We start from the raw sequence: 15,560 nt of genomic DNA on the forward strand, positions 1-15,560 counted from the left end.
CGCCGTAACCAGCTCCCGTATCGGGAGGAACCGCCCGGCGGCGCGCCCCTTTCCCGAGTGTTATGCCTTGTCACTCAGCGCTGATTATTCCATTAGCCCGTTTTGCCACAGTTGTCCCAGGCGCTACAGTTCCGCGTCGTATCTCCGACGGTCGAGATGAGGACAGTCGTGCGCGGAAACCGCCGCAAGGGGCCGGGTCGTGGCGGTATGTCGGAATATGTGGGGTTCGAGGAATCGACGCCGGTCGGCGGTGAGGCGCCTCGCGACCGTGACACGTTCACCTCACCGCCTGCGGACGGGTACGGAGCGGCGAGCAGCGACGACGCGCCTCCGGGCGACCGGCGGAACGAGCCGTACGACCAGGCCACCACGGGCGGACCTCGCAGCGGAGGGCCCGCCGACTGGCTTCCGTACGCCCCGGCGACTCCTCCGTATCCCGCTGAGCATGACGACGGTGGGCCCGCCGAGGCGCCTTCGGAGGTGACGCGCCCCGACCTGCTCGGGCGCGTCGACGCCGCCGGCGGCGTCGAGCGCTCCACCACGGGACCCCGCGAGCGCCCGGCGGTCTCCGCCGGGTTGGGTGCGACCGGTGCCGGAATCCGCCCTCCGGATCCCTGGGATCTCGGTCCCGACCACGTGACCCACGATCGCGCCGCGCGGCGCCGTAAGATCCGGGCGCTGACGGGTCTGCTCGCGGGGGTCACCGTCCTGGTGCTCCTGGTCGGGGTGGCCGTGTACGCGCTGTCCGGCAAGCCGGAGTGCGGCGGCGGCCCGGTGGCGCTGAACGTCGCCGCGGCGCCGGAGGTCGCGCCGGCCATCGTCGAAATCACCCGAGCGTTCAACAAGGAACACCACTCCATCGACGGCAGGTGCGTCCAGGCCGGCGTGCAGGCGGCGGATCCGGCCGGAGTGGCCAGAATGCTCTCCGGTGCGGTCTCGGCACCGGGGACGGCCAGGCCGGACGTCTGGATCCCCGACTCCTCCATCTGGCTCGCCATGGCCCACGTCTCCTCGGGCGCGGCCGAGGGCGGTCCGGCTCCGCTCTCCGTGGCCAGGACACCGGTCGTCGTCGCGACGACGCGCTCGCTCGCCACCGCGATGTCCGGACAGAAGGTTCCGCTGAGCTGGGAGACGCTGCTCAGGTCGGTGGCGGCACCCTCCGGTGCCGGTAACAAGGCCGCCGTCTCGGCGAAGTCCGTCCGACTGCAGATCCTCGACCCGGCGAGTCAGGCGGCCGGCATCGGCACGATCGTCATGACCCGCGTCCTGCTTCAGCGCGACCCGAACGCCCTCCCGATCTTCAGCCGACTCGTCCAGGACGTGCGAAAGAACGTCTCGCCGACCACCCAGGCCCTGCTCGCCGGCATGTCCCGGAAACAGGACGGCAAGGCTCCCGTGCTGATCGCTCCCGAGCAGGCGGTGTGGAAGTACAACCACGCCACGACCGACCCGGCGGCCGTGCTCTATCCCCGCGAGGGCCAGCTCAGCCTCGACTACCCGTTCGCGGTGACCACCGGCGACCGTACCCGCGTCAGCGCCACGGCCCTGCTGGCGCAGGCGATGAACACCGGACAGGCGCGGGCCGCCGTCCAGGCACTCGGTTTCCGTACCCCGGACGGCCGTCCGGGCAAGGACTTCGCCGCCGGTGGGCTGAACACTCAGATCCCACGGGCGCTGCCGACCCCGTCGGCCGACGACGTGACGCAGACGATGCAGGTATGGAGCAAGCTGTCGTTGCGCGCCCGCGCGCTGTGCGTTCTCGACGTGTCGGGGTCGATGGCCGAGCCGGTCCGCGGCGGGATGAGCCGCTTGCAGGCGACCGCGAAGATAGGAACCGGCGCACTGGCCACTCTGCCCGACGACACCGATGTCGGCCTGTGGACGTTCTCCACTCGCCTGGTCGGCAGCCGGGACTATCGCGTCGACGTGCCGATCGGGCCGCTCTCGACCCAAACGGGATCGAGCACCCGCCGTCAGGCGATCCTCGGCGTGCTCGGCCGGGTACGACCGAAGCCGGACGGCGACACCGGTCTGTACGACACCGTGCTCGCGGCGGTCCGCTCGCTGCGGAAGACCTACAAGCAGGGCTATTACAACAACGTCCTCCTGCTCACCGACGGCAAGAACGACGACCCTTCCGGCATCTCCCTCAGCGAACTGCGGCGCGCGCTCGTGAAGGAGAACGACCCCGACCGGCCGATCCCGGTCCTGGCCATCGGCTTCGGCCCGTCCGTCGACATGAAGACGATGCAGAGCATCGCCGAGGAGACCAACGGCGCCGCGTATCACGCGACGGACTCATCGGACGTGCAGCGGATTCTGCAGGAGATAATCGCCCAACGAATCTGCTCCACACAGAAGTGCCGCTGAGTCTTCGCGGCCGCTCAGGGCTGCCGGCGCAGCCGTTCGATCAGCGCGCCCCCGTAGGCGGCGGCGAAGGGGGCCAGCAGCCAGGCGACGGGGATTCCGGGCACCCACCAGGCGAGCGCGCCCATCACCACGAAGAACGCGCCGACCGCCCAGGAACTGTTCGCGCCACGCCGTACCTGTGCTCGATCCGCGTGCTCGGCCAGCACCGGGGTACGGTGCGCGATCTCCTTCAGCGCCCCCTCGCAGATGAGCACCGCGGCCTCCGACAACGCGAACACGCAGATCGCCAGCGGGTTGTCGAAGGCCTCTCCGATCAGCGCCGTCGGGAACGGCAGGAAGGCGACGAGCAGCAGCAACGGCGCGTGCCAGGCCGTGAACGCGCGATTCAGGCGGACGACCTGGTCCATCAGCACGTGGTGCCTGCGCCAGACGGTCCACAGCAGGACGAAGGCCAGGACGAAGACGAAGAAGGACTCCCATTCATGCGTCAGGAACCGCCAGAGACTCGCGGTGTCCTTCAGCGCCTCGCCCTCGGGACGCTTGATCTCGATCACGAGGAGCGTCATCGCGATCGCGAAGATGGCGTCGGTGAACATCGCCAACCGCTCGGGCGTGTGCCCCGGCGCCGGCGTGCTCTCCGGGGCCGACGGGACCCGTTCGTCGACTTCCCCGATCGTCAACCAAGACCCCCTCGACACAGTGACTGACCATCACTTTCTGGGCGAATCCCGGACAAGCCAGGCTGATCTTAGGTCAGGCCTCACCGTACGGACCTGGGATCGCGGCGTGATCGCTGGCGATCGGTGTGCATAGGGAGCAGCAGGCGCCAGGGATCAAGAACGGGTGGCATGGCACCACACGTCAAGTCGGGCACGGCGTGGACGGGGAAGCCGCCATCGGGGCCGTTCGCGGGGGTCAGGTTCCGTCGCGGAGATCTATGACGCGGAGCGGGACGAGACCTGCCTCTCCGTCGATTACGACTCAGCGCAACGCTTTCGCCAGTGCACGATTGATGCGAGCGTCGCGGTCCCGGTAAGAGGCGATCGCTTCGTAGCCGACTCCGGAGTAGAGGGCGAGCGCCTCGAGATTGCGGGCGCCGGTTTCGAGGATGGCGCGCGTCGCTTCGGCTTCCTTGGCCGCCTTCTCCAACTCGGCGAGGATTCGCCGACCGAGGCCGTGCCCGCGGTGGGGCGGCCGGACGTACATCTTTTTGATCTCCGTGACACGCGGTTCGTGGGCCCGCATTCCACCGCAAGCCACAGGAGCTTCCTCGACATAGGCGACGAGGAAAAGACCCTCCGGCGGGGTGAAGGTTTCCGGGTCGGCTTCGGGAGGGTCGGCGAATCCGTACAGCTTGAGTTGCTCGGCGTACAGGGAGCGTACGAGCTGTTCGGCATCAGGGTGATCGTAGGGACGAGGCCGGATGAGAATCCCCTTGGGTCGGATTGCGCGAGTCATGTCTCCATGGTCACGAATACGCGAGCATCCCGACCATGTTGGCCGCGCTCTCCTGAGCGAGTGCGCGAATCCTGGAGTCGGGTGAGTCGGACACCGTACGCGCGGCACGAGTGGCCAGCAGGAGATCCAGCACCGCGTGGAGTTCGTTGTCCACATAGCGGAGGCTGAGTGCTCCGCCTCCGGCACGGTCGTCAAGGCGGCGGCGGTCGGCGATATGCCGAGTGATCAGCTCCACGAGCGGCGGCTCGACGTGGTCGGTACGCAGGCCGCCGATCGGTCGCGGGCGCCCTCGAAAGCCATCAAGCGCCGGGATTATGAGCCGACTCCCCGACGCTGCGACGTATCGGACGGTTCCGTGACCGATCAACTCATCCATTTGCCGGATCACGTCATCGACCGACCAGGACATTCCTAGATTGTCATCAGTCGATCTCAGCGATGAACTCACTACCCTGCGGCCAGGCCACAGCGCTTCCGGAGTGACCATCTCGCAAAGTCGAGCCGAGAGAACGTCGGCAGCGATCTGCGGGTACGGCTCATATAGGCAATAGTCGCGTTTCGTCCAGGAGTGCGGCGTTGTGATTTAGGTTGCGTCCTTCCTGTAGTGCGGCGGGTTCACGACATTCACCGGGTGTCGCCAGCCATCACGGCCTTCACGCGTTCGATGACTTCTGCACCTCGATGCGCTGATGTGACCTGAGGGGGCGGAACACGCGAAGCGACGACCTAGCTACAGAGGGGAAGTGAAAAGCGTGCCTAATGGCGAAATACCGTCAAGTCCGGGCGGCAAGCCGATCACGTATCTCACGATGCTCGCCGAGAGACTGTGCGCGGAGGGTTGGTACGCCCGCGTCATGGGCTCCTGCAAGGCCCCGTCCGTACGGGTGGTCAACCCGACGACCCCGCCCTTGAACGATGACATCACCGTCGGGCCGGACGGAGCCGGGCTGTGGTGGTTCCGGTGGTCATTCGGTGTACGGATCGCTCACGTCGACAACCTCGACATCGCGGCCGCCCGCATCATCCAGGTCCTCAGTCCGACCCACTGACACCAGCCACGATCGATGGAGGTCGTACATGGTCACCGACGGCGAGACGCAGGTCCCTTACGAACAGCGGCAGTGAGCCTTTTTCAGTATCGGTGGGTCTCGCGGGTCTGTAGGACGTGGATGGCTTTGGCGAGGAAGTCGGCGCGGTGGGGGCAGCAGCGGAGTTTGCGCAGGATGCGCCAGGTCTTGAGTTGGGCGTTGGCGCGTTCTCCGGGGCCTCGTAGCCGGGCGTGGGAGCGGTTGGCCATCTTCTGGGATTCCGGTTTGTTCCTGCCGGGGTAGGGCGTCCAGATTTGATCGCTGGCGCCGTGGTAGCCCTTGTCGGCCAGCACGATCCACCCGGCACGCTCCAGGGCGCGGACGATGCCCCAGATCCGGGCGGCTCTGGTGTCGTGCACGCTGCCGGGCAGGGCGCCGGAGACCCAGAGGATGTCGCCGTCCGGTGTGGCGATGACCTGGAGGTTCATGCCGTGGCGTTTGTGCTTGCCGGAGTAGAACGGCCGGTCGGCCGCCAGGCGGTCGATCGGGATGAGCGTGCCGTCCAGAATCACGAACGCGTGCCCGGACGTCTTGGCCGCCCGCAGGGCCTGGTCGAGTCGGGGTGCGCGGGCGGCGAGCAGGTCGACGGTCTCGTTGACGTAGCGCCAGGCGGTGGCGGTCGAGATCGCGAATCCGGCGGCGAGACTGGCGAAGGTGTCGCCGTTGCGCAGGTAGACCAGGACGAGCAGGGCTTGCTGGGTGGGGTTGAGCACCCGGCCTTTGGAACCGATCTTGGCCCGGTGCCGGCGGATCAGGCCGGCGGTGTAGTTCAGACTCTGACGCGACAACGGCAGCGCAGCACGGTAGAACAGCAACAGGAGCCCCTGGTGTGGGCGGGTGACTTTGGCGAGAAACCCACCTACCAGGGGCTTCGCCACACCCGAGGGGTGTACGGCGAACTCGTGATCAAGCTGCGACCGACAGCGGCTCAGACACGTGCTGAAAAAGGCTCAGGGGGTGTGCCGATTGGATCAGGACCCCGAAGCCGTGATCACCGCCCGGGCGCTGACGGGCACCGTCCTGGCCGGGTGGGACGCGGATCTCGTCGAAGACGCGATCCTGGTCATCAGTGAACTGGTGACCAACGCACTCGCTCACGGCTCGGCTCCCGTGACGCTCGCCGTCACCGTACGGACGGAACCCGAGCCCACCGTCATCCTCGACGTCACGGACGCCTCGCCCGTACTCCCCGTACAGGATCTCCCTGGTGAGGTCGGACACTTCGGCCTGTGGATCGCCGAAGAACTCGCTCGCGTCACCATCCACCCCGGCCCGACCGGCAAGACGGTACGCGCCGAGTTCGTCGTCTTCGATTCACCAGTAGGTCGGCGATAGAGGCGACTCCGTACCGCGGATTCGCTGGCGATCGGTGTGCATAGGGAGCAGTAGGCGCCAGTGATCACAGCCCTCAGGGCGGAGCCAGCGGGAGCGAGGCGTGGACCAGGAAGCCGCCGCCGGGGCGGTTGGTCGTGGTCAGGGTGCCGCCGACGGCGGTGGCGCGTTCGCGCATGCCGCGGATGCCGTTGCCCTCGGTGGTGGCGGAGCCGCGCCCGTCGTCGGCGACCTCCACCGTCACCTGGTCCGGGTCGTACCGCACCAGGACGGTCGCGGTCGCCGGGCCGGCGTGGCGTACCGCGTTCGTGAGGGCCTCCTGGACGATGCGGTAGGCGGCCAGGTCGACCGGTGACGGCAGGGGCGCGCGCTCGCCGGAGACGGTGACGTCGACGGGCAGGCCGGCGTTCTTCGTCTGGGCGATCAGTTCGTCCAGGTGGTCGAGCGACGGCGCGGGGGCGAGCGGCTGCGCCTCGTCGACCTGGCGGAGCACGCCGAGCGTCGTGCGCAGCTCCCGGAGGGTCTCCTTGCTCGCGTCCTTGATGGCGCTCAGCGCGGCGTACGCCTGATCGGGGTCGCGCCGGTGCAGGGCCGCTCCGGCCTGCACGTTGATCAGCGAGATCTTGTGGGCGAGGACGTCGTGCAGTTCGCGGGCGATGCGCAGCCGTTCCTCGGTGACGTGCCGGCGGGCCTCCTCCTCGCGGGTGCGCTCGGCCTCGGCGACGCGGCGCCGGGTCTCGTTCAGGTACGCCCCGTGGTAGCGCGTCACCTCACCGGCGATGACGACGACGAGCGCCCAGGCCAGGACGCCGAAGAACCGACCGGGGTGGGGCGGCCCGACGGCGAACTCCGCCCAGCCGAACACCGCCAGCCCCGCCGCGGTCCCGACGTACGCGGCGACCCGCTGCCCCTGCGCCGCCGCCAGGTACGAGGCGACCGCGAACGTGAGCATCTCCCCGCCGTCGGGGAACGGGCCGATGTAGTAGTACGCGGTCGACACCCCGACGACGGTGACCGCGAGGACCGGCGCGCGGCGACGGATGGCGAGCGCGGCGACGCCGACGGCCATCATGGCGTATGCCCGCGGGTGGACCGGGCGGAAGCCCCCGGCGTGCCACACCGTGCTGAAGGCGACCACCGCGCCGACGACCGCGGCGAGCAGGACGTCGGCGCGCTGCCCGCGCGGCAGCCGGGGCTTTCTCACGTCTTGCACCGTAATGCAGCGCGCCCGGTTGTCACCGAGGTGACAAGGATGGGGCGGCGAATGTGGTTCGGGAGGGAAGCAGCGGGTTCGAGCCCTGCGATAGCTTCACGCGGTCACGATGATCACGGGTGGTGTCGGCCTTGCGGCCGTGGCGAGGCAGGGAGTGCGGACATGGCACTGAGCGGTCGTCGTCTCGAACCCGGGTCCCTCGACGAGCCCCTCATCGCGTCGGTGGCCCGCCGGGCGGCCGAGATGCCCTCCGCGCCGGCCCTGACGTTCGTGGACTACGCCGCCGATCCGGCGGGCGAACGCCGCGACCTGACCTGGGGGCAACTGCACCGGCGGGCGCGGGCGATCGCCGCCCGGCTGCGCGAGGTCGCCGAACCCGGTGAGCGCGTCGCGCTGCTCATGCCGCAGAGCCTGGAGTACCTCACCACGATGGTCGGCGCGATGTACGCGCGGGTCATCGCCGTGCCGTTGTTCTCCCCGGACCTGCCCGGCCACGCCGAGCGGCTGATCCGCTCGTACGGCGACGCGGACCCGTCCGTGGTCGTGACCGTCGCCTCCGCGCTCCCGCAGGTCGAACGCTTCCTCGACGAGCAGAGCGCGCCCCGCCCCAAGGACATCGTGCTCGCCGACACGGTCGACGTCTCGCTCGCCGCCTCCTGGCCGGGCGAGGAGCTCGGCCTGGACGACGTCGCGTACCTGCAGTACACCTCCGGGTCGACCCGCGCGCCGGCCGGCGTGCAGATCACCCACCGGAACATCACCGCCAACGCGCTGCAGGTGTGGACCGGCTACGAGGCGCGGCCGCGGGAGACGGTCGGCGTGAGCTGGCTGCCGCTGTTCCACGACATGGGGCTGATCCTGGCGCTGGCCCTGCCGCTGGTGCACGGCAACCACCTCGTCCTGACCGACCCGGTCGCGTTCGTGATGGAGCCGCTGCGCTGGCTGGAGCTGCTGTCCGAGCACGACGACGTGATCACGGCGGGGCCGAACTTCGCGTACGAGTACTGCGCCTCCCGCGTCACCGAGGAGGAGAAGGCCCGGCTGCGGCTCGGCGGCGTACGGGTCGCGCTGAACGGCGCGGAGCCGATCCGGCCGGACACGGTGCGCGGCTTCGCCGCGGCGTTCGGGCCGGCGGGATTGCGGCCCGAGGCGCAGTCCCCGGGGTACGGCCTGGCCGAGGCCACCGTGTACGTCTCCAGCAAGACGCGCGGCGAGCCGCGGTTCACCGCCTTCGACCGGGTGGCCCTCGCCGAGGGCGAGGCGCGGCCCGGCGGCGACACCGTCCTCGTGTCCTGCGGTACGCCGACCGGCCAGCACGTGGCCATCGTCGACCCGGAGGCGCGGGCCGAGCTGCCGGACGGGCGGGTCGGCGAGATCTGGGTCAACGGGCCGAACGTCTCACCCGGCTACTGGCGCAACGCCGGCAAGACCGCCGAGGTGTTCGGCGCCGTGCTGGAGGACCCGGCCGACGGGCTGCCCGCCGAGGGCTGGCTGCGCACCGGCGACCTCGGCGTCGTCCACGACGGCGAGCTGTACGTCACCGGCCGGATCAAGGACCTCATCATCGTCGACGGCCGCAACCACTATCCACAGGATGTGGAAGTCAGCGCGCAGGAGGCGCACGAGGGGATCAGGCGCGACCACGTGGCGGCGTTCGCGCTCGCGGGCGAGGACGGCGAACGGGTCGTGGTCGTCGCCGAACGCGGCCGGCGCGGCCAGGACGTCCCCGTGGAGGACGTCGCCCGCGCCGTACGGAGCGCCGTGAGCGCCACCCACGAGCTGCGGCTGCACGACTTCGTGCTCGTGGAGCCGGGCGGGGTCCCGCGCACGTCCAGCGGCAAGATCGCCCGCGGCGCCTGCCGGGAGCGGTACCTCGCCGGGACGCTGCCCGTGGTCCGGTAGACGAAAGGCAGCGATGTTCGCCGGTCTGGGACGTCTCGTCCATCGACGACGGCTGAGCTGTCTCGCCCTGTGCCTGGGGTTCGCGGTCCTGTCCGGGATGTGGGGCTCGGGCGCGGTCGCGCGGCTGAAGAGCGGCGGCTTCGACGACCCGCACTCCTCGTCCTCGCTGGTCGCCAAGCTGTCCGCGCAGTACTTCAGCAACTCCACGCCCGACGTCTTCGTCATCTACCGCAGCGATCGGCTGACCATCGACGACCCACGCTTCCGCGGTGCGGTCGTCACGACCCTCGCCCGCCTGCCGCAGGACCGGGTCCGCAATGTCCTGACGTACTGGAGCCAGACGCCGCGCGTCGCCGAGCTGGCGTCCAAGGACCGGCACGCGACGTTCGCGGCCGTACAGCTCGCCGGCGACGACTCGGCCAAGGCCGCGGCGTACGACGCCATCAAGGACATGTTCGCCGCGCCCGGCCTCAGCGTGCGGGTCGGCGGCGGCGTGCCGCTCGCCAAGGAGTTCAACACCCAGACGCAGGGCGACCTGGCCCGCGCGGAGACGATCTCCTTCCCGGTGCTGCTGGTCCTGATGCTGCTGGTGTTCGGCAGCCTCGGATCGTTCTGGCTGCCGCTCGTCGTCGGCGCCTTCTCCATCGTCGGGGCGTTCACCGTGCTGCGGCTGCTGACGATGGTCACCGACGTCTCGTCCTTCAGCGCCGAGGTCATCACGATGATGGGCCTCGGCCTGGCGATCGACTACTCGCTGTTCATCGTCAACCGGTTCCGGGAGGAACTGGCGCGCGGCACCGACCGGCCGACCGCCCTGGCGAACACGATGGCGACCGCGGGCCGCACGATCGCCTTCTCCGGCATCACGGTGACGACCGCGCTCAGCGGGCTGTTGCTGTTCCCGCAGATGTTCCTGCGCTCGGTCGGCCTCGGCGGCATGGCGGTCGTCGCCGTCGCGATCGTCGGCGCGCTCGTCCTGCTGCCCGCGCTGCTCGCCCTGCTCGGCCACCGCGTGGAGTTCGGCCGGATGCCCTGGCGGCGCCGCCGGACCCGGAAGGACCGGCGCGAGGGCGGCCCGTGGTACCGCCTGGCGACCAGCGTCATGCGCCACCCGATCCTGTACTTCGTCGCCGTCATGGCCGTCCTCGGCGTACTGACCACGCCGTTCCTGCACGTACGGTTCGGCACGACGGACGTGCGCGTGCTGCCGACGAGCAGCCCGAACCGCCAGCTGTACGAGGCGTTCCAGCGGGAGTTCCCCACCGGCTCGAAGGACCCGATCGACGTCGTCCTGTCCGGCGACCTCATCCCGAAGAACTTCGTGCCGTCGAAGAAGCGGCCGGTGCCGTCGTTCATCACCGACTACGAGGACCGGCTGCGGCACCTGCCCGGCGTGACCAGCGTGGAGATCACCGGGTACGCCGACAAGTACGCCGCGGTGCGCATCTCGGTCCGCCACCAGTACGGCGCGATGACCGACCAGGCCCGTGACCTCGTCCGCCGCATCCGCGCGGTCCCGCCGCGGCGGGAGGCCCTGTACGCCGACGTCGGCGGCTCCACGGCCGCGCAGATGGACATGATGGACAGCCTGCGGCGCGGCCTGCCCACGGTCGGCGCGGTGATCGGGCTCGTCACGTTCCTGCTGCTGTTCATGGCGTTCGGGTCGATCGTGCTGCCGCTCAAGGCCGTCACCATGAACCTGCTGTCCCTCGGCGCGTCGTTCGGCGCGATCGTGTGGGGCTTCCAGGACGGCCACCTCGCGGGCCTGCTGCGCTTCACCCCGACCGGGACGACCGAGCCGACGACCATCATCCTCGTCCTCCTCACCGTCTTCGGCCTGTCGATGGACTACGAGGTCTTCCTGCTCAGCCGCGTCCGCGAGGAGTGGGACCGCACACGGGACAACGCCCGGTCCGTCGCCGTCGGGCTGCAGCGCACCGGCGGCATCATCTCCAGCGCGGCCCTGCTGTTCCTCGTGGTGATCGCGGTGTTCTCCACCGCGGAGATCACCCTGGTCAAGCTCATCGGCGTCGGAATGTTCGTGGCGATCGTCGTGGACGCCTCCCTGGTCCGGATGCTGCTGGTGCCGGCGACGATGCGCTTCCTCGGCCCGGCGAACTGGTGGCTGCCCCGCCCGCTGCGCGCCCTCCACTCCCACCTCGACCTCGGCGAACACGACGAACCCCCGGAGAACGCCGCCCCGTCCGCGGAGAGCGCCGCCCCGTCCGCGGAGAGCGCCGTCCCGCCCGCGGAGAGCATCCCGGTGGAGGAGGAGCCCGTACGAGTCCCGGACGGCGTTCCGGCTCTGGAGGACGTGCTCGTCGAGACCGTGCCCGCGCCCAGGGCGCGGCGGCAGGCGCAGCGGCTGGCCGAACTCAGGGCGGAGCGGCGGGCGCTGCGGACCGTCCCGGACCGTACGGCCGCCGCCGGGCTCGTCGACCACGGGCACGGCCCCGGCCGTCACGATGGCGCGGGCCCGGCCGCCGAGCCCACCGCCGTCGCCGCCGAGCCCGACGTCCGGCACGGTCCGACCGGGGAGTTCGAGGCCGTGGTCGAGTACGGCACCACCGGCGAGCCCACGCTCGCGGACGAGATTCTGCGCCGGGTGGCGGCCGTCAACGGCCGTGCCCCGGTAACCCGCGAGCCACGCGAGGAGGCGGGAGACGGCCGCAGCGCCCCGCGTCCGCAGCGAGAGATCGTTCCCAACCCGGATGGACCCGGGTGGCACTGGAAGACACCGGAGGAATGAGCATGCCAGGTACTCCGCTGCGCCGCGCCGTCGCGTCGACCATGGGCGCAGCCCTGGCCGTCGCCATGGCGGGAGCGTCGCCCGCCGCCGCGGCGAGCAAACCGAGCAACAAGGTCCCCAGTACCGCCAAGGCGAGCGACGGGGCGCGCGTCACCGCGCAGAAGTGGCTGACCAGCCACGAGGTCGACCTGACGGTCAAGTCCGTCGCGCTCGGCCAGTCGGTGAAGGTGCGGATCCTGGTGCCGAAGGGCTGGCAGACCTCGACGACCAAGCGGTACCCGGTGCTGTACGCCCTGCACGGCGGGCGCGACCACTACCAGTCGTGGACCCGCAGCACCGACATCGAGACCTATGCGTACAAGTACAACCTCATGGTCGTCATGCCGGAAGGCGGCGTGAACGGGTCATATACGAACTGGTACAACTACGGGAAGTACGGCACCCCGCAGTGGGAGACCTTCCACAACTTCGAGGTCCGGGAGATCGTGGAGCGCGCCTACCACGCCGGGACCGCGCGGGCCGTCATGGGCAACTCCTCCGGCGGCGAGGGCGCGATCACGTACGCCGAGCGCTACCCCGGCCTGTACCGGTACGCCGCCTCGTTCAGCGGCGTGCTGTCACTGCGGTCACCGGGTGTGCCGGCGCTGCTGATGTTCACGATCGTCGGTGCCGGCGACGGCACGGACCCGTTCCGCATCTGGGGCGTACCGGTCGCCGACGACGTCAACTGGCGCCAGCACGACCCGCTCTACCTGATCACGCGCCTCAAGGGCACCGGCGTCTACATCTCCTCGGGCACCACCGGCAAGCCCGGCCCCGGCGACAACCCCAAGACCGCGCCGTGGGACATCGGCCTGCTCAGCGAGCGGATGGTCGGCGCCACCAACGTGACCTTCCTCCAGAAGGCCCAGCAGCTCGGCGTACCGATCACCTCGCACATCTACGGCGACGGCCGGCACTCGTGGCCCGCGTGGAGGCGCGAGATGCACACCGCCTGGCCCAAGCTGATGGCCGCCATCGGCGCCAAGCGCGTCTGACCTTCCGCCCCCCGCCCGTCATCACGCCCGGCCGGTGCGGCCCGCCGCCTCACCGCCGGCGCGTGTGACGTCGAAGCCCCAGGGCAACGGCTGAGAAGACCTCCGCAGTGGCCGGCCGGTTCGACTGCGAGTCGGTCAGGCAGGCGGTGCGACGAACTCCACGACGGCGGATGTGCGGGCGAGCTCTATCTCGTCGCCGAGGCTGTGTTCGGCGACCCGTGCGACGACACGCGCCGGTATATCGTCGAGCGGGTAGGTGGAGTGGGCGTCGCGCGGCAGTACGACCGAGAATCCCTGCGCCAGAGCGGTGCGGGCGGTGGCGCTCACACACATCTCCGAGAGGAGACCGCCCAGGGCGATGCGCCGCACCTGGCGCCGCTCGAGTAGCGCGCCGAGCGGCGTATCGGAGAAGCCGTCGTCCGAGGTCTTGCGGACGACGGCCTCATCCGCGTTCGTGAGGCAGAGCTCCCAGCCGGGGCTTCCCGGTTCGTCGACCGCCCCTACGGGGCCGTCGTTCTGCAGATGGATCACCAGGGCCTGGGCCTGGCGAGCCCGAAAAAGCAGGTCGGAGACGTTATATACCAGCCCGTCGGCCCCTGCGACCGCTGCGTCTCCGGTGAGGAAGCCCTTCTGCATATCGATCACAATGAGGGCCTCGACGGGCGCGGGGCCCACGCGCACTGGCTCGGACATATGGACATCATCGCAACTCCCGGCGGGAGGCACCGGGGCGTGACGACGCCTGGTCGACGGGCGCCGGATCCTCGCTGTTCACTCCCTGTTCCGTGGGCGAGCGGCGGCCGCGTCGCCGACTGGACGCAGGCCGCGCCGCGCGGAAGACGCTATTTGGCGACGAAGACCATGTCGTCGTCGATGTAGTCGGACGCCACCGAAGCCCTCTGCAGCTGCAGGGGCGTGATGTTGCGCACCGACCCGCTGGCGGGGTCGAAGACCTGGAAGCGGTCCACGAGCCAGCCGCCGTTGAGATTCGTGTCAGTGCTGGTCTTCACGGCGGTGTATCCGTGCAGCTCGATGTAGTGCCGCACCCTGGTGCCCCCTGCGCTCGACCACGGCAGCTTGCTCGGGTCTACCAGGTAGACCACCGGCATGCCCGCGTCGATGGAACGGTACAGCTGACGGAAGGCCAGCTCCACCGACTGTCCGGACGAGCCGAAGTCGTACAGGTGGTACGTGCCGACAGAGCTCGGCTTGTACTGGTTCAGTGCCGGCGCGATCTTGTTCGGCGGCGTGAACCCGTAGGTGTTGGTCTTCATCTTGCTCGCCAGCGTGGACTGCGACGGCGAGGAGCCCTTCATCGTCCAGATCGCGGACTGGCCGGAGGCGGGGCCGCAGTACTTCTCGGCGTTCTCCTGCTTTTTGCCGTTGTGGTGCATCCCGCGGACCCGCAGCTCAGGACGCCGGGAACCGCTGATGGTGACGGTTCCAGAGCCGGTCTGGACGATCCGCGTCGCGTTCAGCCACGACGTGGCGCACTGCTTCTTGGCGCCGCTCGCCAGAGTGCCCGAGCAGCTCGGCGCGCTGACGTTGTGCGATCTGCCGACGATCTTCAGGTACGGAAGACCCGTGACGGACCGCTTCGCCGACGTCGACACCCGGATCGCGACACGCACCTTGCCGAAGCCCGACGAGTGCTGGATGCAGGTCACGTAGCTGACCTTGTTGTAGGTGCGAGAGGACGTGCAGCTCTCGTACGCGACGCCGCTCTTGCTCTGTCCTGCCCAGCTCGCCGCCTCCGCCGGAGCTGCGGCGACGAGTGCCGACGCTCCGACCGCGAGTCCGGCTGCCATGACCAACCGACGCTTCAACGCGCCTCCCATGATCAAGTAGATGATCATGGAACCTTAACCTCGCCAGTTCTCTTTGCGGCGAAAAATTCTGATTGTTACGAAATCGTCTTAATTGATGTCCGGAAAAGCGTGGTGACGCGCCAGGCCGGCCGCGGCTCAGGGTAAGGCGTGGTTACTCGCCCTTACCCTGAGTCCATGCGGGCATTACCTGCTGTAATTCTCTCCGGGGCCCTCACTGGGGATCGGCTTCGTAGCTCACATCCTTTCGGTGCGAGGCGGCATCCTCGCCGAGGTCTCGTTGGCCGTCCTGGTCTTCCGGCGGACTCACTCGGCGTCGTTGACGGCCCTCGTCTTCGCCCTCGGCTTCCTGCCCTACGCGCTCAGCGGGATCACGCCGTCCGGCATCGCCGACCGGTATCCGCCCCGCCGTGTGCTGTTCTCGGCCCCGCCGCCCGTGAGCGCCTCACGCTGCCGCTCGCGGCCGTATCGCTGCTGCCCCTGGCCGCATTCGCGCTTCATCTACCGCTGCCGCTCGCGATCGGATTAATGCTGCTCACCGGGCTGTCCGCCGCGTACGCGCTCGGCATGGACAGGTGGGTTCGT

14 protein-coding genes are annotated in these 15,560 nt (G+C 69.5%); 6 read left to right on the forward strand and 8 right to left on the reverse strand.

The window, feature by feature from the left end; all coding sequences use genetic code 11:
• Positions 1-207 precede the first annotated feature (207 nt).
• A complete protein-coding gene (locus AB0K82_RS10235) occupies positions 208-2,370 on the forward strand; it encodes a substrate-binding domain-containing protein (protein WP_364394995.1) in 2,163 nt (720 codons plus the stop codon).
• 14 nt (positions 2,371-2,384) lie between these two features.
• On the opposite strand, the gene AB0K82_RS10240 is transcribed toward AB0K82_RS10235, so the two are convergent.
• From AB0K82_RS10240 to AB0K82_RS10250, 3 genes are all read right to left on the reverse strand, one after another.
• Complete coding sequence (locus AB0K82_RS10240) at positions 2,385-3,050, reverse strand: TMEM175 family protein (RefSeq protein ID WP_364394997.1); 666 nt, start codon at positions 3,048-3,050, stop codon at positions 2,385-2,387.
• Positions 3,051-3,351: 301 nt separating this feature from the next.
• Positions 3,352-3,828: a GNAT family N-acetyltransferase gene (locus AB0K82_RS10245; protein ID WP_364394999.1), complete on the reverse strand. Its 477-nt coding sequence runs from the start codon at positions 3,826-3,828 to the stop codon at positions 3,352-3,354.
• Between the two features lie 10 nt (positions 3,829-3,838).
• Positions 3,839-4,237: a hypothetical protein gene (locus AB0K82_RS10250; protein WP_364395001.1), complete on the reverse strand. Its 399-nt coding sequence runs from the start codon at positions 4,235-4,237 to the stop codon at positions 3,839-3,841.
• A gap of 400 nt (positions 4,238-4,637) precedes the next feature.
• Between AB0K82_RS10250 and AB0K82_RS10255 the strand changes: the two genes are divergently transcribed.
• Entirely contained in the window at positions 4,638-4,877 is a 240-nt protein-coding gene (locus tag AB0K82_RS10255) for a hypothetical protein (RefSeq protein WP_364395003.1), read from the forward strand.
• Between the two features lie 83 nt (positions 4,878-4,960).
• Here the strand turns inward: AB0K82_RS10255 and AB0K82_RS10260 are convergent, their stop codons facing one another.
• The gene (locus AB0K82_RS10260) at positions 4,961-5,731 is read right to left on the reverse strand and encodes a transposase family protein (protein ID WP_364395004.1); all 771 of its coding nucleotides are present in this window, start codon (positions 5,729-5,731) and stop codon (positions 4,961-4,963) included.
• Positions 5,732-5,882: 151 nt separating this feature from the next.
• On the opposite strand from AB0K82_RS10260, the gene AB0K82_RS10265 reads away from it, so the two are divergent.
• Positions 5,883-6,251 (forward strand): ATP-binding protein, encoded by a 369-nt coding sequence (locus AB0K82_RS10265; RefSeq protein WP_364395005.1) that lies wholly within the window; start codon positions 5,883-5,885, stop codon positions 6,249-6,251.
• Between the two features lie 73 nt (positions 6,252-6,324).
• Here AB0K82_RS10265 and AB0K82_RS10270 read toward each other — a convergent pair whose 3' ends face one another.
• Positions 6,325-7,452, reverse strand: a complete 1,128-nt coding sequence (locus AB0K82_RS10270; protein ID WP_364395007.1) for a sensor histidine kinase — start codon at positions 7,450-7,452, stop codon at positions 6,325-6,327.
• A 171-nt stretch (positions 7,453-7,623) separates the two neighbouring features.
• On the opposite strand from AB0K82_RS10270, the gene AB0K82_RS10275 reads away from it, so the two are divergent.
• Genes AB0K82_RS10275 through AB0K82_RS10285 form a run of 3 tightly spaced genes read left to right on the forward strand, consistent with a single transcriptional unit; the run spans position 7,624 to position 13,149 of the window.
• On the forward strand, positions 7,624-9,363 hold the full coding sequence (locus AB0K82_RS10275) for a fatty acyl-AMP ligase (protein WP_364395009.1): 1,740 nt from the start codon (positions 7,624-7,626) through the stop codon (positions 9,361-9,363).
• Between the two features lie 13 nt (positions 9,364-9,376).
• Entirely contained in the window at positions 9,377-12,112 is a 2,736-nt protein-coding gene (locus tag AB0K82_RS10280; RefSeq protein ID WP_364395011.1) for an MMPL family transporter, read from the forward strand.
• A 2-nt stretch (positions 12,113-12,114) separates the two neighbouring features.
• The gene (locus AB0K82_RS10285) at positions 12,115-13,149 is read left to right on the forward strand and encodes an alpha/beta hydrolase family protein (RefSeq protein ID WP_364395013.1); all 1,035 of its coding nucleotides are present in this window, start codon (positions 12,115-12,117) and stop codon (positions 13,147-13,149) included.
• Between the two features lie 135 nt (positions 13,150-13,284).
• Here AB0K82_RS10285 and AB0K82_RS10290 read toward each other — a convergent pair whose 3' ends face one another.
• The 3 genes from AB0K82_RS10290 to AB0K82_RS10300 all read right to left on the reverse strand — a co-directional run bounded on the left by AB0K82_RS10290 (position 13,285) and on the right by AB0K82_RS10300 (position 15,476).
• Positions 13,285-13,842, reverse strand: coding sequence for an isochorismatase family protein (locus tag AB0K82_RS10290; RefSeq protein WP_364395014.1), 558 nt, complete (start codon positions 13,840-13,842; stop codon positions 13,285-13,287).
• A gap of 149 nt (positions 13,843-13,991) precedes the next feature.
• The gene (locus AB0K82_RS10295) at positions 13,992-15,005 is read right to left on the reverse strand and encodes a C39 family peptidase (protein ID WP_364395016.1); all 1,014 of its coding nucleotides are present in this window, start codon (positions 15,003-15,005) and stop codon (positions 13,992-13,994) included.
• A gap of 324 nt (positions 15,006-15,329) precedes the next feature.
• Positions 15,330-15,476 (reverse strand): hypothetical protein, encoded by a 147-nt coding sequence (locus AB0K82_RS10300; protein ID WP_364395018.1) that lies wholly within the window; start codon positions 15,474-15,476, stop codon positions 15,330-15,332.
• Between the last annotated feature and the right edge of the window lie 84 nt (positions 15,477-15,560).

Source organism: Actinoallomurus sp. NPDC052274 (assembly GCF_040679475.1).
Taxonomy (GTDB): Bacteria; Actinomycetota; Actinomycetes; order Streptosporangiales; family Streptosporangiaceae; genus Actinoallomurus; species Actinoallomurus liliacearum.

Coding starts and splice junctions, on each gene's coding strand:
- AB0K82_RS10235 (WP_364394995.1), top strand. CDS start 208: ATGTCGGAATATGTGGGGTTCGAGGAATCGACGCCGGTCGGCGGTGAG.
- AB0K82_RS10245 (WP_364394999.1), bottom strand. CDS start 3,828: ATGACTCGCGCAATCCGACCCAAGGGGATTCTCATCCGGCCTCGTCCC.
- AB0K82_RS10250 (WP_364395001.1), bottom strand. CDS start 4,237: ATGTCCTGGTCGGTCGATGACGTGATCCGGCAAATGGATGAGTTGATC.
- AB0K82_RS10255 (WP_364395003.1), top strand. CDS start 4,638: ATGCTCGCCGAGAGACTGTGCGCGGAGGGTTGGTACGCCCGCGTCATG.
- AB0K82_RS10275 (WP_364395009.1), top strand. CDS start 7,624: ATGGCACTGAGCGGTCGTCGTCTCGAACCCGGGTCCCTCGACGAGCCC.
- AB0K82_RS10280 (WP_364395011.1), top strand. CDS start 9,377: ATGTTCGCCGGTCTGGGACGTCTCGTCCATCGACGACGGCTGAGCTGT.
- AB0K82_RS10285 (WP_364395013.1), top strand. CDS start 12,115: ATGCCAGGTACTCCGCTGCGCCGCGCCGTCGCGTCGACCATGGGCGCA.
- AB0K82_RS10290 (WP_364395014.1), bottom strand. CDS start 13,842: ATGTCCGAGCCAGTGCGCGTGGGCCCCGCGCCCGTCGAGGCCCTCATT.
- AB0K82_RS10295 (WP_364395016.1), bottom strand. CDS start 15,005: ATGATCATCTACTTGATCATGGGAGGCGCGTTGAAGCGTCGGTTGGTC.
- AB0K82_RS10300 (WP_364395018.1), bottom strand. CDS start 15,476: ATGAAGCGCGAATGCGGCCAGGGGCAGCAGCGATACGGCCGCGAGCGG.